Raw genomic sequence first — 18,843 nt, 5'->3', positions numbered from 1 at the left:
GGGTAGCGAAGAGGGCGCAGCGCGCGGATCCGCGCGCTGCGCCCTCTTCGATCTCGCCGAGATCAGTACAGGTTCACCAGGGCGTCCTTGGTGAACGGGACGAGTTCGTGCTGGCGGTCCTCCAGGACCTTCTGGCCCCACAGCGGGTCGGCCAGCAGCGCGCGGCCGATCGCCACCATGTCGAACTCGTCGCGCTCGAAGCGCTCCAGCAGCCGCTCGATGCTCTCCACGCCGGCGCCCTTGCCCGCCAGCGAGGCGGGGTCGAAGATCGCGTCCAGTCCGACCGAACCCACCGTGATGACGGGCTTGCCGGTGACCTTCTTCGCCCAGCCCGCGACGTTGAGCTCCGAGCCCGATTCCGGGAACTCCGGCTCCCAGTAGCGGCGGCCGGAGGCGTGGAAGGCGTCGACACCGGCGTCGGCCAGCGGCGTGAGGATCGCGGAGAGCTCGTCGGGGTTCTCGGCGAGCTTGGCGTCGTAGTTGTCGGCCTTCCACTGCGAGAAGCGCAGGACGACGGGGAAGTCGGGGGCGACGCGCTCGCGGATCGCCTTGACGATGTCGACCGCGAACCTGGTGCGCTCGACCGGGTCGCCGCCGAAGGCGTCGGTGCGCTTGTTGGTGCGCTCCCACAGGAACTGGTCGATGAGGTAGCCGTGCGCGCCGTGCAACTCGATGCCGTCGAAGCCGATGCGCTCGGCGGCCCACGCGGCCTCCGCGAAGGCGTTGATCAGGTCGTCGATGTCCGACAGCGTCAGCGGGGAACCGGCGCCCGGCTCGCCGTCCAGGCCCACGCCCGACGGGCCGACCACCGGGGCCTCCGGGAACGGGCCCGCGCCCGCCGGGCGCTGGATGCCCACGTGCCACAGCTGCGGCATGATCTTGCCGCCCTCGGCGTGCACGGCCCTGACCACGCGCGACCATCCCGCCAACTGCTCCTCGCCGTGGAAGCGGGGGATGTCACCGCTGAAGCCCGCCGAGGCGTGGTCGACGTAGGTGCCCTCGGTGATGATCAAGCCGGTGCCCGCGGCGGCGCGGCGAGCGTAGTACGCGGCGACGTCCTCGCCGGGGACGCCGCGCGGGGACTTCTGCCGCGTCATCGGTGCCATCACGATGCGGTTGGGCAGCTCGGCGGAACCGAGGGTGAACGGGCGGGCCAGTGCCTGCGAAGCGCGACTGCTCACAGCGTTGCTCTCCTGTCGGTGCGTTCCAGGCGTGAAGTCCCGGAGCTGAAGTGTGCAGGACAAACTTACAGATTCGATCCAGGAAACTGCAACTGTGACAGTCGCAATTATGGGGCCGTTGCTAGACTTCGGTGCGACTCGCGGACGGAGGTGGAATAGATGCTCGACATCCGGTTCTGCCGTGCGCTCCAGGTGATGATGCGGCTGGCCATCGCGGCCGAAGAGGGCTCCGAGGTGCGCAGCTCCACGCAGTTCGCCGAGGAGCTGAGCACCAACCCCAGCCTCGTGCGCAAACTGCTCGTCCCGCTGCACGCCGAGGGTCTCGTGATCTGCACCAAGGGTCGCGGTGGCGGCGCCAGGCTGGGCAGGCCGGCCGAGGAGATCACGCTCGCCGACATCTACCGCTGCGCGGTTGGCGACAAGCCGCTGTGGGCGCGCTCACCCGACGGCGAGCACGTGTGCATGGTCGCCGCGCGCACCGGCGAGTTCTTCGCCAACCTCACCGCCGAAGCCGAGCGAGCCGTGCTGGCCTCCTTGGGCGACCGCACCCTCGCCGACAGCGTTCGCGAGATCCGCGCGCTGGAACCGGCGCACCGATGACTTGCGGTTGACGCGACGTCAACTGGTTGCCTGATCGCCATGAACCCGCTGGAGCACAAGCCGCTGACGATCGGCCAGGTCGCCGAGCTCGCCGACGTCTCACCCCGCACCATTCGCCACTACCACCAGATCGGTCTGCTGGATGAGGCCGAGCGCGACTCCGCAGGCCGGCGGATCTACCGGACCTCGGCGATCGGCCGCCTGCTGCTGATCCGCAAGCTGGTCGACCTCGGCTTGAGCCTGAGGCAGATCGAGGGAGTCGCTGACGGAACCACCGAGCTCGCCGACCTGCTCGACGGCGTCGAGCGCGACCTGGCCGAGCAGGAGCGGCGGATCGCCCGGCAACGCGAGGCGCTGCGCCTGGTGCGCGCAGCCGGCGGCGCCCCGGCGTTGATCGGCGAGGTCGGCAACGAGAGCGAGCAGGTCGCCCGAATGCGGCGCCACGCCGGAGTGCCCGGCGGCCAGCAGCGGGACATGCTGCTGCTCGTGGAGAAGGCGTTCGGCCCGCAGCGCGCGGTGCTGCAAGCCGCCACCGACAACCTCGCCGCCGCCGACGAGCGCCTGCGCGCCTTGGCCGACCGGGTCACCGAGCACTACGACTACCTCGCCACGGCCGACCCCGACGACCCGAGGGTCGAGCAGTGCGCCCAGGACCAGCTCGAACTGGCCGATGCCGTCCGCGAAGCCGAACTCGCGGCGGGCATCGACGGCGACGCCCTCTGGCAGGACCTGGCCGTCGAGGAGGAGCGCGACCCCGAGGTCAAAGCCCTCGCCATCCAGGCGATGACCTCCGAGGTCCCGCAACTCTCACCGGCGCAGCACCACGCCCTCCGCCGCTACCTGCAGGAGGCCGTGGCGGCTCAGACGCGACCCGCGTAGTCCGGGGCCGCTTCGAGGCGCGTGTTGAGGGCCTCGGTGATGCCCTCCGGGAACGGGGAAGTGCGGCCCTGCCCGGAATCCACGTGCAGGGCGACGAGTTCCGTCGTGGCCCGCAGGACGTCGTCCACCACCATCTCGTGGCAGAGGCGCAGCTTCTTGGCGCCCACCTCGACGACCCTGGTGGTGATGAGCATCTCCGAGTCCGGAGGCACCTCGCGGAGGTAGCGGACGTGCGCCTCGACCGTGTAGAGCGAACACCCGGTCCGCTCCAGGTAGCAGGAGTCCATGCCGATCTGGTCCATCAGGGCGTCGGTGGCGAAGCCGAAGACCAGCACGTAGTACGCCTCGCTGAGGTGACCGTTGTAGTCGACCCACTCCGGGCGGACCTGCTGCCGCATCATCATCGCGCCTCCCGCACCTCGTTGACCGCGCGCATCACCGCGATGACGGCCTTGTCCCGGTCGGCCACCAGCTCCGGGATGCTGCGGCCGCCGGCCGCTTCCTCGCACCCGTCGACCATCCGGTCGCGCAGCTCGGAGGTGAGTTCCGGCGCCTCCAGCCGGGTCCACGGCGATTTCAGCGAAGGCCCGAAGTGGTCGAGCATGTGCGCCATGCCGCCCTCGCCGCCCGCGAGGTGGAAGGTCAAGCACGGCCCCAGCAGCGGCCAGCGCAAACCGGGCCCTTCGGTGATGGAGGCGTCGATCTGCTCCACGGTCGCCTCACCGTTGTCGACCATGTGCAGCGCCTCGCGCCAGATCGCCTCCTGCAGGCGGTTGGCGATGAAACCGGGGACCTCGCTGTCCATCTTGATCACGTGCTTGCCCGCGACCTCGAAGAACTCGGCCGCGAAGTCCACCGCCCACTGCTCGGAGGACTCGCCGCCGACGACCTCCACCAGCGGGATCAGGTAGGGCGGGTTGAACGGGTGCCCGACCACGAGGCGGCCCGGGTTCGCGCACCGGGTCTGCATGTCGGTCATCGGGTAACCCGAGGTCGACGAGGAGATCACCACGCCCGCCGGCGTCGCGGCGTCGATCTTGGCGAGCAGGTCCTGCTTGAGCGCGAGGTCCTCCGGCGCGCTCTCCTGCACGAACTCCGCTTCGGCGACGGCTTCTCCGAGGGTGTCGGCGACGGTGAGGTTGTCCCGGGAGGCGTGCTTCGCCAACCCGAGCTCGGTCAGCGCCGGCCAAGCGGCGTCGACGAGTCGCCGGAGCTTCTCGGCCGCATCGGGCGCCGGGTCCCACGCGGTGACCCGGTAACCGCGGGCGAGGAAGTGCGCTGCCCAGCCGCCGCCGATCACGCCCGCGCCGATGCAGGCGACGTGCCGGACCCGCGATGCGCTTTCGTTGTCCACAGTGGATTCCCTTCAGGGGCGGGGCTCGAGGCCGAGCTTGGCGCGGGCCTGGTCCGGAGTGGCGATCTTGGCGCCCATGCCCTCGACGATGGTCACGGCGCGCTCGACCAGCTGCGCGTTGGTGGCCTTCACGCCGCGACTCAGGTAGAGGTTGTCCTCCAGGCCGACGCGGACCTGCCCGCCGAGCAGCGCCGACTGCGCGACCCACGGGAGCTGGTTGCGGCCGATGGCGAAGCTCGCCCAGTTCGCGCCCTCCGGCAGCATGTTCACCATCGCCTGGAGAACGCCGGGATCGACCGGAGCGCCGTAGGGGATCCCCATGCACAGCTGGAACAGCGGTGGGGCGTCGATGAGGCCTTCTTCGATCATCTTCTTGGCGAACCACAGCTGGCCGGTGTCGAAGATCTCCAGCTCGGGCTTCACGCCCAGCTCCTGGATGCGCTTGGCGCCCGCGCGCAGCATGTCCGGGGTGGAGATGTAGAGCTGGCTGCCGTCGCCGAAGTTCAGCGAGCCGCAGTCCAGCGTGCAGATGTCCGGCAGCAGCTCCTCGACGTGCGGCAGCCGCTCCAGGCCGTTGACCAGGTCGGTTCCGTCGACCGGCTTGAGCGGGTCGTCCTGGTCGATGAACAGGTCACCGCCCATGCCCGCGGTCAGGTTGAGCACCACGTCCACACCGGACTCGCGGATCCGCCGCACCGTCTCCCGGTAGACCGACACATCTCGCGTGCCCTGGCCGGTCTCGATGTCGCGCACGTGCACGTGGACCACGGCCGCGCCCGCGTTCGCCGCCTCCACGGCCGCCCGCGCGATCTGCTCCGGGCTGACCGGCACGTGCGGGCTCTTGCCGGCGGTGTCGCCGGCGCCGGTGAGCGCCGCCGTGATGATGACCTCTTCGTTCATCGGTGTTCCTCCGAGCTCGTTGCGGTGCGGACCATCTCGCGTCGGATGGACTCGTGTGCACCCGGCGGCGCAACGGCTCCGCGGAGCGGCCGGGCAAGTGGCTGGATCGTGGGGCTGATGTTCCGCGCGCCTGAGCGACGCGCGCGGCGATCACGTGCCGGCCCGCTTCGTGGAGCTGAGCCGACCCGCTCGACCCACCCGCCGTCCAACACGCACCGGACCGTACCGACACCATGCGCAAATCGCAACATTCAACTGAGGAATCAGTCAATCGCAACCACGGGTCGGGTGCTCGGCTCGCCCTCGCACCCCCGATTGCCGCAGTTCTCCGGTGCCTGAACACGGCGGAGATCGGGGTTGCGAGGTGATTGGTGAGGTTCGGGAGGTCAGGATGAGGTGTGGCGGTAGCCCTCGACGGCGACCCGGGCGGCTCGGGCGGATTTCCGGACCACCAATTCCGTGGTGTAGCCGTGCTTGGTGAAGACGCCGTTGAGCCAGAAGGTGCCGTAGCCGTGGGCCTGGGTGAACAACTGCTCCATCAGCTCCAGGGCGTCGGCCGGGGCGGCCACCGCCATGGTGCGCAGGAGGACCTGGTCGGTGAGGCGGCGGGTCTGGTCGTGCAGCTCGGCGTAGCGGGGGCCCTGCAGGACCTCGGCGTTGATCAGGTCCATCCCGACCCGCTGCCGGATCAGGTATCCGGTGTAGGTGCCCGCGGCGGCGGCGAGTCCCTCGACGGGATCGGTGTGCTCGCCCGCCGCCTGTTCGACCTCATCGGCCAGCTGGTGGGCGACCTCGGTGGCCACGGCGGCGACGAGGCTCTCCCGCTCGGGGAAGTGCCGGTAGGGGGCCCCGGGGCTGACCTTGGCGCGGCGGGCGGCCTCGGCGACGGAGAAGCTCTCGACGCCGCGCTCGGCGATGAGTTCCAGCGAGACTCGCACGAGCTCGGCGCGGAGGTCGCCGTGGTGGTACTTGCCGCCCATGTCCTGGATCACATCTCTCGGTCGGAATATGTAAGAGCCCACTCACGTCGTGATGTAAGAAGGCTCTTACATCGAGAGCTCGTGCACAAGCTGTTCCATGGAGGGTTCATGAGCACGATCACGAACGCTATCGCCGTTCCGTCCCCGGGGGCACCCCTGGAGCAGACGACGATCACGCGACGTGACCTGCGGCCGGACGACGTGCTGATCGACATCGCCTACGCCGGCATCTGCCACAGCGACATCCACCAGGCCCGCGAGGACTGGGGAACCGCGATCTTCCCGATGGTCCCGGGCCACGAGATCGCGGGCACCGTCGCCGCCGTCGGCTCGGCGGTGACCAAGTACCAGGTCGGCGACCGCGTCGGCGTCGGCTGCATGGTCGACTCCTGCGGTGAGTGCGAGTACTGCCAGGCCGGGACCGAGCAGTTCTGCGTCAAGGGCAACGTCCAGACCTACAACGGCGTCGGCTTCGACGGCGAGAACACCTACGGCGGCTACAGCCAGCAGGTCGTGGTCAAGGACGCTTTTGTCTGCGGCATCCCGGAGGGCATCGGCCTCGACGTCGCCGCACCGCTGCTGTGCGCGGGAATCACCACCTACTCGCCGCTGCGCCAGTGGGGTGCCGGCCCCGGCAAGCAGGTCGCCGTGGTCGGCCTGGGCGGTCTCGGCCACATGGCCGTCAAGCTGGCCGCCGCGATGGGCGCCGAGGTGACGGTGCTCAGCCAGAGCCTGAAGAAGCAGGAGGACGGTCTCAAGCTCGGCGCGAAGGACTACCACGCGACCAGCGACGAGTCGACCTTCGAGACCTTGGCGGGCCGCTTCGACCTGGTCCTCAACACGGTCTCGGCCGAGCTGCCCATCGACTCCTACCTGGGCCTGCTGCGCGTCGGCGGCGCCATGGTCAACGTCGGTGCCCCGGGCACGCCGCTGTCCTACAGCGCGTTCTCGCTGATCGGCGGCAACAAGTCGCTGGCCGGTTCGATGATCGGCGGCATCGCCGAGACCCAGGAGATGCTGGACTTCTGCGCCGAGCACGGGATCGGCGCGGAGATCGAGACCATCTCGGCAGACCAGGTCAACGCCGCCTACGAGCGCGTCACCGGCAGTGACGTCCGCTACCGCTTCGTCATCGACACCGCCACCATCGGCGCCTGACGAACGATCGAGGTGGACCGGGGGCGCCGAACACGGGACGCGGCGCCCCCGGGTCCTCCCATTCAGTCCGGCCGGTAGACGTGCAGCGCGCCGTCGCGGGCGGCGAACTCGAAGACGGTTCCCTTGAGGGAGACCTCGCCGTCACGGGCCAGCGCCACGGGCGCGCCCAGCACCTCGACCCGAACCCGGTCGCGCTCCTGCTGAACGTAGGCGCGGTTGTTGAACAGCGCCCCGGTCAGGGCTCCCGCGACGAACCGGGTCCGGGAGAACGGCAGGTCCGCGCGGATGTAGCGGACGTCCAGCACTCCGGTGTCCAGCCTCGGCCGCCAGGTCGGAGCCAGCCCCTTGGGCTGATACCCGTTGCTGCCGGCGAAGAACAGCCAGATCTTGCGATCGATCCCGTTGATCCGCACCGGGATCGGCTCGGCGCTGGCCAGCACCCTCACCAGCGCAGCCGCTCCGGCGGGCCACTTGCCCCAGCGGTGCTCCCACTTCTCGCGCAGCCGCACCATGTCCGGGTAGCCGCCGAGGCTCGCGGTGTTGACGAACCACTGGTGCGGCAGGTCGTCGACCTTGACGGTGCCCAGGTCGACGTCCACCGCCGAACCGGCGCGCAGCGCCCGCACGGAGTCGTAGGTGCTGGTGACGCCGAGGTCGCGCGCGAAGTGGTTGAGGGTCCCGCTCGGCACCACCAGCAGCGGCAGTCCGCGCACCGCCGCCACCGCCGCTGCCGCCGCGACGCTGCCGTCCCCGCCGGCAACGCCGAGCGCCTTCGCGTCCCCGGTGGCGTCGAGGTGCTCTTGCAGCTGTTCGGCCAGATCGGTCCCGGGCAGCGGGTACACGAAGTCGGCGCGCGGCAGGAGTCCGGCGAGCTCGGCGGTGGGGTCCCGGGCGGGATCGCCGGAGGAGGGGTTGACCAGCAGCACCAGCCCGTCGCCCTCCTCCAGCGCGACGGTGCGGGCGCTCGGCCTGGCGATGCTCGGCGTGGAGGGCCGCACCGGCCACCAGCGGCTGGTGGAGGCGGCGATGGCGGTGCCGATCGCGGCGCCGAAGAGCACGTCGGTCGGCCAGTGGACCCCGGTGTGCACCCGCGAGTAGGCGACGGCCCCGGCCAGCGGGAGCAGCGCCAGGCCCAGCTCGGGGGACTCCATCCACACCGCGGTGGTGAACGCGGCCGCGGAGGCCGCGTGACCGGACGGGAACGAGGACGACGACGGCGGTGCGCTGAGCCTGCGGCGCACGGGGAGCAGGTTGGCGGCCGGACGACGGCGGGGGAGGAGGGGCTTGCCGAGGCCGTTGGTCACGGCGCTGGTGAACGCGATGGCGCTGGCTCCGCGCAACGCCGCTCGCCGCAGCCGCCCGCGCCTGGTCGCCAGCACGGCGGCGATGCCCAGCCACAGCTTGCTGTGATCGGCGAGGTGGGTGAGCCGGAGCAACGTCGGGTCGGCGGTGCTGCGCGGCCACGACGCCGAACGGAGCACGAAGTCGTGGTCCGCGGACCTCAGTCGGCGGAGCGTCGCGCGAACCCTCGTGAGCACGTCGAGACCCTAGCCGGTGCGTGTGGAGCTCAGCGACCGTCGGTGTCGCGGAAGATGACCCAGCGCATGACGCTGTACATGTACACCGCTTCGCACAGGCCTGCGATGAGCCGCGACACGTGGTACTGCGTGCCCAGCGCCGCCAGGCCGCTGCCGAGGCCGAGGATGAAGGCCAGGTAGTTGATCAGGATCGCCACCGCGTAGAGCGCGGCCTGCGGTCCGACGGGAGCGTGCGAGCGGAAGTTCAACGCCCGGTTGAGCACGAAGCTCAGCGCGAAGGCGATCAGGTAGGCGACGGTGAACGCCACCGGGACCGGCCAGTGCAGCGCGCTGCGGAACAGGGTGAGCAGCAGCAGGTCGAAGGCGAAGGTGGATCCGTTGATCAGCGCGAAGCCGAGGAGGCTCGGCGCGATGACGTGGGGGAGCCCGAAGGGGAGTCTTCGCGTCACGGCTTCCATCGCGGCGTGGAACCGCTGCCCTCGGTCGGGCTGGGACTGCTGTGCGATCGGCTCGGCCTGCTGCCCGGCGGTCATGACGCAACCATGGCATGCACGCATGAACGCGACCTGCCGAGGGTCGCGTGAGTGGCGATGACGCCTATTGCTTCAGTGGAAAGTGAAAGCGAAGGCGAAAACCCGATGAACTCCGGAGAACCGCAGTGCGATCCACATCGGAATGCGAATGGAATTCGCTGCTTTCAGAAAGCTGGCGACCCCGCCGTGAAGATCGACATCGGATGGCGCATAATTGATCCTCGGCAGCGCGTGCTCTCCTGCCCAATTTTCGCTCGTTACCTACTCTTCGCTGGTGAGAACTGTGTCCAAGCACGCTCAGCCCCGCCCGGAGGCCGGTATTTCCCGGATCGCCGAAGGTGGGCGCACCTGTCCGCTCCCGTCCGACATGATCGCCCTGCACGGTCCGTGGGGCACCCGCCGAGCCAAGCGCCGCCTGGTCTCGACCGGCGTCGTCACCGCAGACGTCGGCGCCCGCGCCTGACCGAACGTCCCCTGCGCTGAGCTGAAGGCCGCGGGGCCCGTTCCCACGCCTCGCGGCGGCGCCACCCGGCCTGCGGACACCCCTCTGGGGTGTGGTCCGCGACCTGGCGACGGGTAGAAAGGACGCCGTCGGTGTCCCCGAACTTCGCAGGAGGCGGACCATTCGCATCGAGCGGCCTGTCACCAAAGCCGCCCTGGTGGTCAACGTGCACTCGCGCACCGGAGGCAAGGCCTACGCCTACGCCCTCGACCGGTTGCGCGAGCTCGGTGTGCCCCTGGGCGCCACCTACCCGCTGCAGGACCCGTCGCGGCTGGTCGAAACCGTCGACGCGGCGGCCAGGAGCGGCCACGACCTGATCATCATCGGCGGCGGAGACGGCAGCGTCAGCTCGGTGGTCGACTGCCTCGCGCACCGCGACGTCCCGCTCGCGCTGCTGCCGTTGGGCACGGCCAACGACTTCGCCCGCACCATGCACATCCCCGATGACCTCGACGAGGCGTGCCAGACCATCCTGGGCAGCCACATCGTCGACGTCGACCTCGGGCTCTGCGGGGACAACTACTACGTCAACCGCGCCTCGGTCGGCATCGGTGCAGAGGTCGCGCAGGCCATGTCGCCCCGGCTGAAGCGCTACGTCGGCCCGCTGGCCTACCCGGTGGCCACCGCCAAGGCGTTCTTCGGGCACCGGCCGTTCGGCGCCGAGCTGAGCTTCCCGGACGGTGATCACGAGGACCGCGAGTACGACAAGCTGCTCCAGGTCTCGGTCGCCAACGGTCGCTACTTCGGCGGCGGGCAGCTGGCCGCGAGTGACTCCGGCATCGACGACAACGCGCTGGACATCACGGTCATCCGGCAGGGCAACCTCCGCCAGCTCGCCGACGTCGTGCGCGGTCTCAAGACCGGCGGGTCCAGCGATCAGGTCGAGCACATCCGGACCCGCGCGGTGCGGATCGACACCGGGGGTGCGCTGCCGATCAACATCGACGGCGAGGTCGTCTCCAGCACTCCGCAGACCTTCGAGGTCGCGCGCAACGCCCTGCACGTGGTCGTGCCGCGCACCTGGACCGACGGTGAAGCGCCGGAGTAGATCAGCTGTAGGGCGATGGGGTCGGCAGGTCACCGCGCAGGGTGTACCGGCCGACCTCGACCCGCTTGTAGGCCACCGGGTCGTGCAGGCTGTGGGTGCGCAGGTTGCGCCAGAAGAGGTCCATGCCCACCGAGTTGGCCGTGGCGCGGGCACCGGTGAGCTCGAAGACCCGGTTGGCGATCTCCAGGCCCACGTCGATCGCCCGCTGCTTGGCGGCTGAGACGAGAACCGCTGCGCGGCCCCGCTGTTCGCGTGTCACCGAATCGCGGTCGGCGTGCAGCAGCTGCGCGAGGTTGGCCCCCGCAGCGTCGGTGAGCGTCTCGGCCGCCCACAGCTTGGATTGCAGGTCGCCGTACCCCTCGAGCACGTAGAACTCCTCGGTCCCGGAGTCCTTGCCCTCGCCGCCGTAGGGCCAGGCGCGGGTGTGGCCCCGGGTGTAGGTGACGCCCGCGCGCAGCGCGGCCTGGGCGATGCCGAGGTAGAGGTTGGCGAACACCAGGTGCAGCGCGGGCACGTGCAGGGTGCTGAAGGCCGACGGGCGGAACTGCTTGTCGACGTACCCGGCGGCGCCGGACCAGGGCACCCGGACGTCGGTGATCTCCACGCTGCCGGAAACGGTGAGTCGCTGGCCGAGGTTGTCCCAGTCGTCGCCGAAGGTGATCCCGTCCTGCTGGGCGGGCACGACCGCGAACACGTTGTTCCCGCTGGATTCCAGCGTTCCCTCCAGCACCAGCAGGTCGGCGACTCGGCTGCCGGTGGAGAAGAACTTCTTGCCGCGGTAGAGCAGGGTCGCGCCCTCATCGGTGACGACGAGGTCGTGGTCGCGCGGGTTGACCACGCCGCCGAAGAAGTGACCACGGGTGGTGTAGAGCTCGTCGACCTCGGCGATCTGCTCGTGCGTGCCGACCAAGCGCATCGCCCAAGCCCACACGTAGTGGTGGCCGAGCAGCTGGCCGATCGATCCGTCCCCTGCGGAGACCTCGCGCACCACGCGGCAGGCGGTGGTCCAGTGCTGCTCCGCGCCACCGTGCTCCGCGGGTCCCAGCAAGGTGACGAGTCCGGAGTCCTTGAGCAGCTGAACTTCTCGCGTCGGCACCGCACCGGCCCGGTCGCGCTCGACGGCGTCGGTGGCGAGAACCCCCGCGACTTCGCGTCCGCGTGCGATCCACCCTTCGGCGGACGATGGCCTGGGCCGTTCGGCCCAACGTGAGATCTCGTCGCTGCTCAAGGCCATCCCTCCGGGCGACGCGGAAACGCCACGACGAGGAGCACAATAGCGCCCGCGTCGTCGGGGTCTTCCCGCACCCGGCAAGGTTCCCGCGTCAGGTGAGAACGGCGTCGCGGGTTTCGGTGCGGTCCGTCGCCGGCGGCGGGGGAGGGGAGAGCTGGGAGATCTCCTCGCGGAGGTCCGGGGTCATGTCGATGTCCAGGGCCGCCAGCGAATCGGCGAGCTGGTCGAGATCGCGACCGCCGATGATGGGGGCGGTGACCGCCGGGGCCGACATCGCCCAGGCAACGGCGAGCGTGGCCGGCGCAACGCCTTGCTGGGCGCAGAAGTCGGTGAACTTCTCGGCGGTGACGTAGTCGGATTCCTGCCCGTAGCGCCGGGCGTAGCGCTCGTTGTCGACCAGACGTCCGGTCTCGGGGCGGCGACTGGTCCCGTACTTGCCGGTGAGCAGACCGCCGCCGAGCGGGCTGTAGGTGATGACGCCGAGCTTCTCGGATTCGGCCAGCGGCATGATCTCCACCTCGGCCTGCCTGCGGACGAGGTTGTACATCGGCTGGATCAGCTCGAAGCGCGCCAGCCGGTCCTTGGCCGAGATCCCCAGCGCCTTGGCGATCTGCCAGGCCGCCCAGTTGCTCACCGCGGGGTAGCGGATCTTGCCCTGCCGCTGCAGGTCGTCGAGCGCGCGCAGGGTTTCCTCGATCGGGGTGCGCACGTCGAAGGCGTGCACGAAGTAGAAGTCGATCCACTCGGTGCCCAGGCGCCGGAGGCTGGCCTCCACCGCGCGCACCAGGTACCGGCGGGAGGAGCCCTGGGCGTTGATGTCAGGTCCGGTGGGGAAGAACGCCTTCGAGGTGAGCACGACCTCGTCGCGGCAGTCGGCGATGAGCCTGCCGAGGATCTCCTCGGAGCGCCCGCCCGCGTAGACGTCGGCGGTGTCGAAGAAGTTGAGGTCGAGCTCGCGGGCCTGCTGGAACATCGCGGCCGAGGTCTGCTCGTCGGCCTCCGCGCCGAACGACATCGTTCCCAGGCACAGCGGCGACACGCGAACGCCGGTGGCCCCGACGGTCCGGTACTCCATCACGTTCCTCCCGTGGTCGGTCGGACCACAGTGTCACGCACCGGTCACGTGCCGTCAGGATTTCCGCACTCGGCGTTCGCTGGCCCAAAAACCGGATGTCGAGGCTCCGGGAAGAGCCGTTCTCCCAGTTCGGAGCCCGGGAAGGTGCCCGGGGGTCCACGGCCGATCACACGTCCGGGTTAGCCTGGGTGGGGTTCTCCCGAGCAGAAGGGCTACGCGTGGCAGAAGTGGGCGCGCTGCTCGCCGACCGGTATCGGCTGGAGCGGCGACTGGGCAGCGGCGGCATGGGCGTGGTGTGGCTGGCCGCTGACGAGCTGCTGGGGCGCCCGGTCGCGGTCAAGCAGCTCAACCCCAGCGCGGGGTCGAACTCCGAGCTCGTCGAAGAGGCCCGGCAGCGGGCGATGCGCGAGGGCCGCATCGCCGCGCGCCTGCACCACCCGAACGCGGTGGCCGTGCACGACGTGATCGAGCAGGACGGCTTCCCCGTGCTGATCATGGAGTACCTGCCCTCGCGCAGCCTCGCCGAGGTCCTGGAGGACGAGGGGCGGATGACGCCCGGTGCGGTGGCGAGCATGGGCGCGCAGACGGCCGCCGCGCTCGACGCGGCCCACGCCGCCGGGATCACCCATCGCGACATGAAGCCGGGCAACATCCTGCTCAGCGACGACGGAACCGCCAAGATCACCGATTTCGGCATCTCGCACGCCGTCGACGACGTCGCGGTCACCCAGACCGGCGTCATCGCGGGCACGCCCGCCTACCTGTCTCCCGAGGTCGCTCGCGGGCACGCGCCCACGCCCGCCTCCGACGTCTACTCGCTGGGGGCGACGCTCTACGCCGCGGTCGAGGGCGTGCCCCCGTTCGGCGAGGACGCGGAGAACTCGATCGCCCTGCTGCACGAGGTCGCGGCGGGGGAGATCCGCCCGCCGCAGCTGGCGGGCGTGCTGGCCCCGGTGCTGACCCGGATGATGCACGCCGACCCGGCCCAGCGGCCCACGCCCGCGCAGGCCAGCGAGGCGTTGCAAGCCGTGGTCTCCGGAGCCCCGTCGCCGCTCCCGCCGATCACCGACCCCGACATCACGCAGCCGGTGGCCCGGCTCCCGGCCGGCTCGCCGAGCCAGGGCACCCGCCTTGACAACGTTCCGGTGCCCGCGCAGCGGCCCGCTCGCTCGCGGCGCTGGATCTACGCGGTCGCCGGGGCCGCCGCGGTGGTGCTGGTCCTGCTGGCCTTCCTGCTGCCCTCGGGCGAGCAGGAGCGGCCGGTGGAGCAGTCCGCCACGGCCGCCGAGCTCGAACGCGTCGTCTCGGACTACTACGCGCTGCTGCCCGAGAACCCCGCCAACGCGTGGACGCGGCTGGGCACCGGGTTGCAGGCGCAGGGCCGCGCGGGCTACGACGGCTTCTGGTCCAGCGTGGCCGACGTGCGCGTCGTCGAGCCGCCGAGGACCAGCGCCCCCAACACCGTCCTGGTCGGAGTCGAACTGCTCATGACCGATGGGGCCCGCATCACCGAGCACCACCAGCTCGGACTGCGCGGCGCCCAGCAGCCGCTGATCGTCTCCGACGCGGTCCTGCACTCCTCGACGCGCGCAGCGCCTCCGCCGCCCGCGCTGACCGGGAGCCCCGAGCCGCCCGGCAAGGAGAAGCAGGAGGAGAAAGAGGGGCGCGAGGACCGCAAGGGCGAAGAGGACAAGAAGGGCGAGGGCAGCTGACCTCGCAACCCCCGGACGGAGGGTCGAGTCGTGCGCACGCTGCTGGTGGACAACCACGACTCCTACACCTACAACCTGTTCCACCTGCTGGCCCGGGTCAACGGCTGCGAACCGCACGTGGTCACCAACGACGCATCCGTCGACCTCGACGACTACGACAACATCGTTCTCTCGCCCGGCCCCGGGACTCCTGAACGTCCGCGCGACTTCGGCATCTGCGCCGACGTCCTGGACAGCGCCACCGTTCCGGTGCTGGGGGTGTGCCTCGGGCACCAGGGCCTGGCGGTGAGCGAGGGCGCGCGCGTGGTGCCCGCCCCGGTCGCGCGGCACGGTCACATCACCCGGGTCGAGCACGAGGGCGACGTGATGTTCGCCGGGATTCCCACCGGTTTCGGGGCCGTGCGCTACCACTCGCTGTGCGTGGCCGAGCCGTTGCCCGAGGAACTGCTGGTCACCGCGCGCGCCGAGGACGGGGTGGTGATGGCGTTGCGGCACAGGCGGTTGCCGCGCTGGGGCGTGCAGTTCCACCCGGAGTCGGTCGAGTCCGAGCACGGCGAGCGGCTGCTCGCCAACTTCCGCGATCTCGCCACCCGCAGCACACCTCGGACCGCGCGACGGGTTCCGCGAAGAGTCCCGCCGCAGCGGAGGTTCCGCGCCAACGTCGTGGAGCTGGACGGCGCGGTCGACACCGAATCGGCGTTCACGCGGCTGTTCTCCGAGTCGTCCAACGCCTTCTGGCTGGACAGCTCCCGGGTCGAAGAGGGGCTGTCGCGCTTCTCCTTCCTCGGCGACGATTCCGGTCCGCTCAGCGACACACTCGTCTACCGCGTCGGTTCCGGTGACGAGCCGGTCCTCGACCGGTTGCAGCGGGAGCTGGCGCGGCGTGAGGTGGAAGCGCCGCCGCTGCCGTTCGACTTCACCGGTGGTTACGTCGGCTACTTCGGATACGAGCTCAAGGCCGACTGCGGTTCGCCCAACCGGCACCGCTCGCCGACCCCGGACGCGGTGTGGATCTTCGCCGATCGCTTCGTCGCGGTCGACCACCAGCAGCAGCGCACCTACCTGGTGGCGCTGAGCGAGGGCGCGGACCGATCCGGTGCGGTCGACTGGCTCGCCGACACCGCCGCGCTGCTGTCGAACCCGGTTCGGCTCGACGAGCCCGGCGACGGTTCCGCCGACGGCGTCGAGTCCGCGTTGGCCCGCGACCGCGCCGAGTACGTGCGCGACGTGCTCCAGTGCAAGCAGCGCCTGCTGGCGGGGGAGAGCTACGAGATCTGCCTGACCAACACGGCGGACCTGCCCGCCTCGGAACCGGCGTTGCGGACCTACCGGCGGCTGCGACGCCGGAATCCCGCGCCGTACTCCGCTTTCCTGCGCGCGGGCGGTGTCGAGGTGGCGTGCTCCTCGCCGGAGCGGTTCCTCAAGATCACCCAGGACCGGGTGGTGGAGGCCAAGCCGATCAAGGGCACCGCTCCGCGCGGCGAGACCCCCGAGGAGGACGCGCGAATCCGGCGGGAGCTGGCGGCCGATCCGAAGACGCGGGCCGAGAACCTGATGATCGTCGACCTGATGCGCAACGACCTCGGCCGGGTGTGCGCGGTGGACACCGTGCACGTGCCCGAGCTGATGGCGGTGGAGACCTACGAGACCGTGCACCAGCTGGTCTCCACGATCCGCGGTGCGCTGCACCCCGGGCGCGACGCGATCGACTGCGTGCGCGCCTGCTTCCCGGGCGGGTCGATGACCGGGGCGCCCAAACCTCGCACGCTGGAGATCATCGGCGAGCTCGAGGACCGGGCGCGCGGCGTGTACTCCGGCGCCATCGGCTACCTGAGCTGTTCGGGCGCGGCCGACCTCAACATCGTCATCCGCACGATGGTGCTCGTCGACGGCCGCTGGCAGGTCGGCGCCGGTGGCGCGATCGTGCTGGCGTCGGATCCGGAGGCCGAGTTCGACGAGATGCTGCTCAAGGCCGCCGCACCGACGCGCGCGCTGCCGCCGTCAGTCGGGAGCTCGCATGGCGGTGGCCAGCAGCGCCGCGGCCGGGCCGGTGAGCTGAAGCCCTGAGCGCCAGACCGCGTGCAGCGGTCGTCGCAGGTCCAGGTCGGCGACCGGGACCTCCACGAGCCGCTCCTCGGCGAGGTCGGTGGCCACCGCGAGCGTGCTGAGCACCGCCGGACCGGCGCCGGCGACGACCGCGTTGCGCACCGCGGTGGTCGAGCGCAGTTCCAGCAGCGGAGCCACCGGCGTCGTGCCGACATCGGCCAGCGCCCGGTGCAGCGTTTCGCGGGTGCCCGAGCCGTGTTCGCGCACGATCACCGGGGTGGCGGCCAGCTCTCCGGGGGTCAGCGGTCGCCGCAGCTTCGCCCAGGGATGTCCGGGTGGGGCGATGACCAGCATGCGGTCGCGGGCGACGTAGCGGACCGACACGCCCTCGGGTGGGTCGGGTGTTTCGATGAAGCCGAGATCGGCCTGGCCGTGCCGAACCGCTTCGGCGACCGCCGCGGAGTTGGTGACGTCGAGCTCCAGGTGGACCTCGGGCAGGGCCTCCCGCAGCAGGCTGATCCAGCGCGGCACGAGGTATTCGGCGACGGTCATGCTCGCCGCTACCCGCAGTTTGGACTCGTGCTGGGCGCGCAGCGCGCGGACGCCGTTCATCAGCCCGTCGACGTGCGCGAGGACGTCGCGCGCCCAACCGCACACCACCTCCCCGGCGGGGGTGGGCGTGCAGCCCTGCCGGGTGCGTTCCAGCAGCGCCAGGCCGAGCTGGCGTTCCAGCCTGTTGAGGCGCTTGCTCGCCGAGGGCTGGCTGATGCGCAGCTCGGCGGCGGCCGCCCCGATGCTGCCGAGCTCGCCCACCAGCACCAGCAGGCGCAGGGATTCCGAATCGGGCGCGGTCATGCCCGAAGGGTAGGTCCTGGGCGGGTGCGATGGGGATCGGGCATTCCATCGGGCTATGACGACCTGCGCCGACGACGGCTACCGGGTCGCCGCGCGGTCGGCGAACGTGACCGTGTGAAGATCCTGACCAGCGCTGACGCCCACCTCGTCCCGGGACTCGTGCTCACCGGCGCGGCCGTGGCGGCGGCGATCCTGGTGTCCTCGCAGGTTCCGGTGCTCAGCGCGCTGACCGTGGCGGTCGCGCTGGGCGTGGTCGTCGGGAACCTCCCACGCCTGCCCGACCGGGTTCGGCCGGGACTCGAGTGGGTGGCGCGCACGCCGCTGCGCGCGGGCGTGGTGCTGCTCGGGTTGCAGCTGAGCATCGCCCAGGTCCTCGGGCTCGGTGCGGGCACGGTGCTGGCCGTGCTGGTCACCGTGGCGGTGACCTTCGCCGGGACGCTGTGGCTCGGCCGGGTGCTGGGAGTCTCGCGAGGTCTGTCGCTGCTGGTGGCGACCGGGTTCTCGATCTGCGGGGCGTCGGCGGTGGCCGCGGTGGAAGGCGTGGTTGACCGCGAGGACGAGGACGTGGCCACCAGCGTGGCGATGGTGACGGTCTTCGGCACCGTCGCGATGATCGCGCTGCCGGTGACCTTCGCGGGCACCGGCGTCGGAGGCGACCTCGCAGGCAGGATCGCCGGTGCCGGCGTGCACGAGGTGGCCCAGGTGGTGGCCACCGCTTCGCCGCTGGGGGCGTCGGCGGTGGCGATCGCGGTCGTGGTCAAGCTCAGCCGCGTCGTGCTGCTGGCACCGCTGGTGACGGTGGTCAGCGTCCTGCGGCGGCGCGAGACCACCAGCCGGCGCCCGCCGATCATGCCGCTGTTCGTCGTCGGATTCCTCGTGGCCGTGGCGTTGCGCAGCAGCGGTCAGCTGCCCGGGTTCGTCGTCGACCTGTCCAAGCCGGTGACCACCCTGCTGCTGACCGCCGCGCTCTTCGCGCTCGGCACCACGGTCCGCGTCGCGGCGCTGATGCGCACCGGGCCGCGCGCCTTCGCGCTGGGCACCTGCTCGACGCTCCTGGTCACCGCGCTGGCCATCACGACGATGACGCTGCTGAGCTGACTCACCGGCGGTCCGAGGAGTCGTCCGCGCAGGGGGACGGTCGATCCGGTCGTTCGCACACCGCGGTGGACCCTGGTCGTGCTCCCCGCGGACCTGCTGACCGAGCGCCGCCACGTCGACCTCGTTCGCGTGGCCGCGCAGGCGTGTCGCGTC

General features: G+C 70.8%; 18 protein-coding genes. 8 read left to right on the top strand and 10 right to left on the bottom strand.

Going from position 1 to position 18,843, the window contains the following annotated elements; all coding sequences use genetic code 11:
- Positions 1-62: 62 nt before the first annotated feature.
- Positions 63-1,181, bottom strand: a complete 1,119-nt coding sequence (locus E1161_RS24285; protein ID WP_132627051.1) for an NADH:flavin oxidoreductase — start codon at positions 1,179-1,181, stop codon at positions 63-65.
- 159 nt (positions 1,182-1,340) lie between these two features.
- Here E1161_RS24285 and E1161_RS24280 point away from each other — a divergent pair, with 159 nt between their 5' ends.
- Both E1161_RS24280 and E1161_RS24275 read left to right on the top strand, forming a co-directional pair.
- On the top strand, positions 1,341-1,781 hold the full coding sequence (locus E1161_RS24280; protein ID WP_132627050.1) for an Rrf2 family transcriptional regulator: 441 nt from the start codon (positions 1,341-1,343) through the stop codon (positions 1,779-1,781).
- 39 nt (positions 1,782-1,820) lie between these two features.
- On the top strand, positions 1,821-2,660 hold the full coding sequence (locus E1161_RS24275; RefSeq protein ID WP_132627049.1) for a MerR family transcriptional regulator: 840 nt from the start codon (positions 1,821-1,823) through the stop codon (positions 2,658-2,660).
- Here E1161_RS24275 and E1161_RS24270 read toward each other — a convergent pair.
- The 4 genes from E1161_RS24270 to E1161_RS24255 all read right to left on the bottom strand — a co-directional run bounded on the left by E1161_RS24270 (position 2,642) and on the right by E1161_RS24255 (position 5,894).
- Positions 2,642-3,064, bottom strand: coding sequence for a thioesterase family protein (locus E1161_RS24270; RefSeq protein ID WP_132627048.1), 423 nt, complete (start codon positions 3,062-3,064; stop codon positions 2,642-2,644). The genes E1161_RS24275 and E1161_RS24270 overlap by 19 nt on opposite strands.
- Positions 3,061-4,014: a 3-hydroxyacyl-CoA dehydrogenase NAD-binding domain-containing protein gene (locus E1161_RS24265; protein ID WP_132627047.1), complete on the bottom strand. Its 954-nt coding sequence runs from the start codon at positions 4,012-4,014 to the stop codon at positions 3,061-3,063. Before E1161_RS24265 ends, E1161_RS24270 begins: the two co-directional genes overlap by 4 nt.
- Positions 4,015-4,026: 12 nt before the next feature.
- Positions 4,027-4,914 (bottom strand): BKACE family enzyme, encoded by an 888-nt coding sequence (locus E1161_RS24260; protein WP_132627046.1) that lies wholly within the window; start codon positions 4,912-4,914, stop codon positions 4,027-4,029.
- 386 nt (positions 4,915-5,300) lie between these two features.
- Complete coding sequence (locus tag E1161_RS24255) at positions 5,301-5,894, bottom strand: TetR/AcrR family transcriptional regulator (RefSeq protein ID WP_235875276.1); 594 nt, start codon at positions 5,892-5,894, stop codon at positions 5,301-5,303.
- A 108-nt stretch (positions 5,895-6,002) separates the two neighbouring features.
- Between E1161_RS24255 and E1161_RS24250 the strand changes: the two genes are divergently transcribed.
- Complete coding sequence (locus E1161_RS24250; RefSeq protein ID WP_132627044.1) at positions 6,003-7,052, top strand: NAD(P)-dependent alcohol dehydrogenase; 1,050 nt, start codon at positions 6,003-6,005, stop codon at positions 7,050-7,052.
- Positions 7,053-7,114: 62 nt separating this feature from the next.
- On the opposite strand, the gene E1161_RS24245 is transcribed toward E1161_RS24250, so the two are convergent.
- Positions 7,115-8,590 (bottom strand): diacylglycerol/lipid kinase family protein, encoded by a 1,476-nt coding sequence (locus E1161_RS24245; protein WP_132627043.1) that lies wholly within the window; start codon positions 8,588-8,590, stop codon positions 7,115-7,117.
- A 29-nt stretch (positions 8,591-8,619) separates the two neighbouring features.
- Positions 8,620-9,048 (bottom strand): GtrA family protein, encoded by a 429-nt coding sequence (locus E1161_RS24240; protein ID WP_132627055.1) that lies wholly within the window; start codon positions 9,046-9,048, stop codon positions 8,620-8,622.
- A 349-nt stretch (positions 9,049-9,397) separates the two neighbouring features.
- Here E1161_RS24240 and E1161_RS24235 point away from each other — a divergent pair, with 349 nt between their 5' ends.
- On the top strand, positions 9,398-9,586 hold the full coding sequence (locus tag E1161_RS24235; RefSeq protein ID WP_132627042.1) for a hypothetical protein: 189 nt from the start codon (positions 9,398-9,400) through the stop codon (positions 9,584-9,586).
- 196 nt (positions 9,587-9,782) lie between these two features.
- Complete coding sequence (locus tag E1161_RS24230; RefSeq protein WP_235875275.1) at positions 9,783-10,673, top strand: diacylglycerol/lipid kinase family protein; 891 nt, start codon at positions 9,783-9,785, stop codon at positions 10,671-10,673.
- A gap of 1 nt (position 10,674) precedes the next feature.
- On the opposite strand, the gene E1161_RS24225 is transcribed toward E1161_RS24230, so the two are convergent.
- Entirely contained in the window at positions 10,675-11,901 is a 1,227-nt protein-coding gene (locus E1161_RS24225; RefSeq protein ID WP_408012065.1) for an acyl-CoA dehydrogenase family protein, read from the bottom strand.
- 94 nt (positions 11,902-11,995) lie between these two features.
- Complete coding sequence (locus tag E1161_RS24220) at positions 11,996-12,979, bottom strand: aldo/keto reductase (RefSeq protein ID WP_132627040.1); 984 nt, start codon at positions 12,977-12,979, stop codon at positions 11,996-11,998.
- A gap of 218 nt (positions 12,980-13,197) precedes the next feature.
- Between E1161_RS24220 and E1161_RS24215 the strand changes: the two genes are divergently transcribed.
- Together E1161_RS24215 and pabB are read left to right on the top strand one after the other, a co-directional pair.
- Positions 13,198-14,691, top strand: coding sequence for a serine/threonine-protein kinase (locus E1161_RS24215; RefSeq protein WP_132627039.1), 1,494 nt, complete (start codon positions 13,198-13,200; stop codon positions 14,689-14,691).
- Between the two features lie 30 nt (positions 14,692-14,721).
- Positions 14,722-16,758 carry an aminodeoxychorismate synthase component I gene (gene pabB / locus E1161_RS24210; protein WP_132627038.1) on the top strand — a complete coding sequence of 679 codons (2,037 nt, stop codon included), beginning with the start codon at positions 14,722-14,724 and terminating at the stop codon, positions 16,756-16,758.
- On the opposite strand, the gene E1161_RS24205 is transcribed toward pabB, so the two are convergent.
- A complete protein-coding gene (locus tag E1161_RS24205) occupies positions 16,693-17,592 on the bottom strand; it encodes a LysR family transcriptional regulator (RefSeq protein ID WP_132627037.1) in 900 nt (299 codons plus the stop codon). The two genes, pabB and E1161_RS24205, sit on opposite strands and share 66 nt — an antisense overlap.
- Positions 17,593-17,706: 114 nt before the next feature.
- Between E1161_RS24205 and E1161_RS24200 the strand changes: the two genes are divergently transcribed.
- The gene (locus E1161_RS24200; protein ID WP_132627036.1) at positions 17,707-18,690 is read left to right on the top strand and encodes a YeiH family protein; all 984 of its coding nucleotides are present in this window, start codon (positions 17,707-17,709) and stop codon (positions 18,688-18,690) included.
- The last annotated feature ends 153 nt before the right edge of the window (positions 18,691-18,843 follow it).

The organism is Saccharopolyspora aridisoli, assembly GCF_004348445.1.
GTDB lineage: Bacteria > Actinomycetota > Actinomycetes > Mycobacteriales > Pseudonocardiaceae > Saccharopolyspora > Saccharopolyspora aridisoli.
The sequence above is the reverse complement of the archived record's forward strand: the minus strand, read 5'-3'. Positions and strand labels throughout refer to the sequence as shown.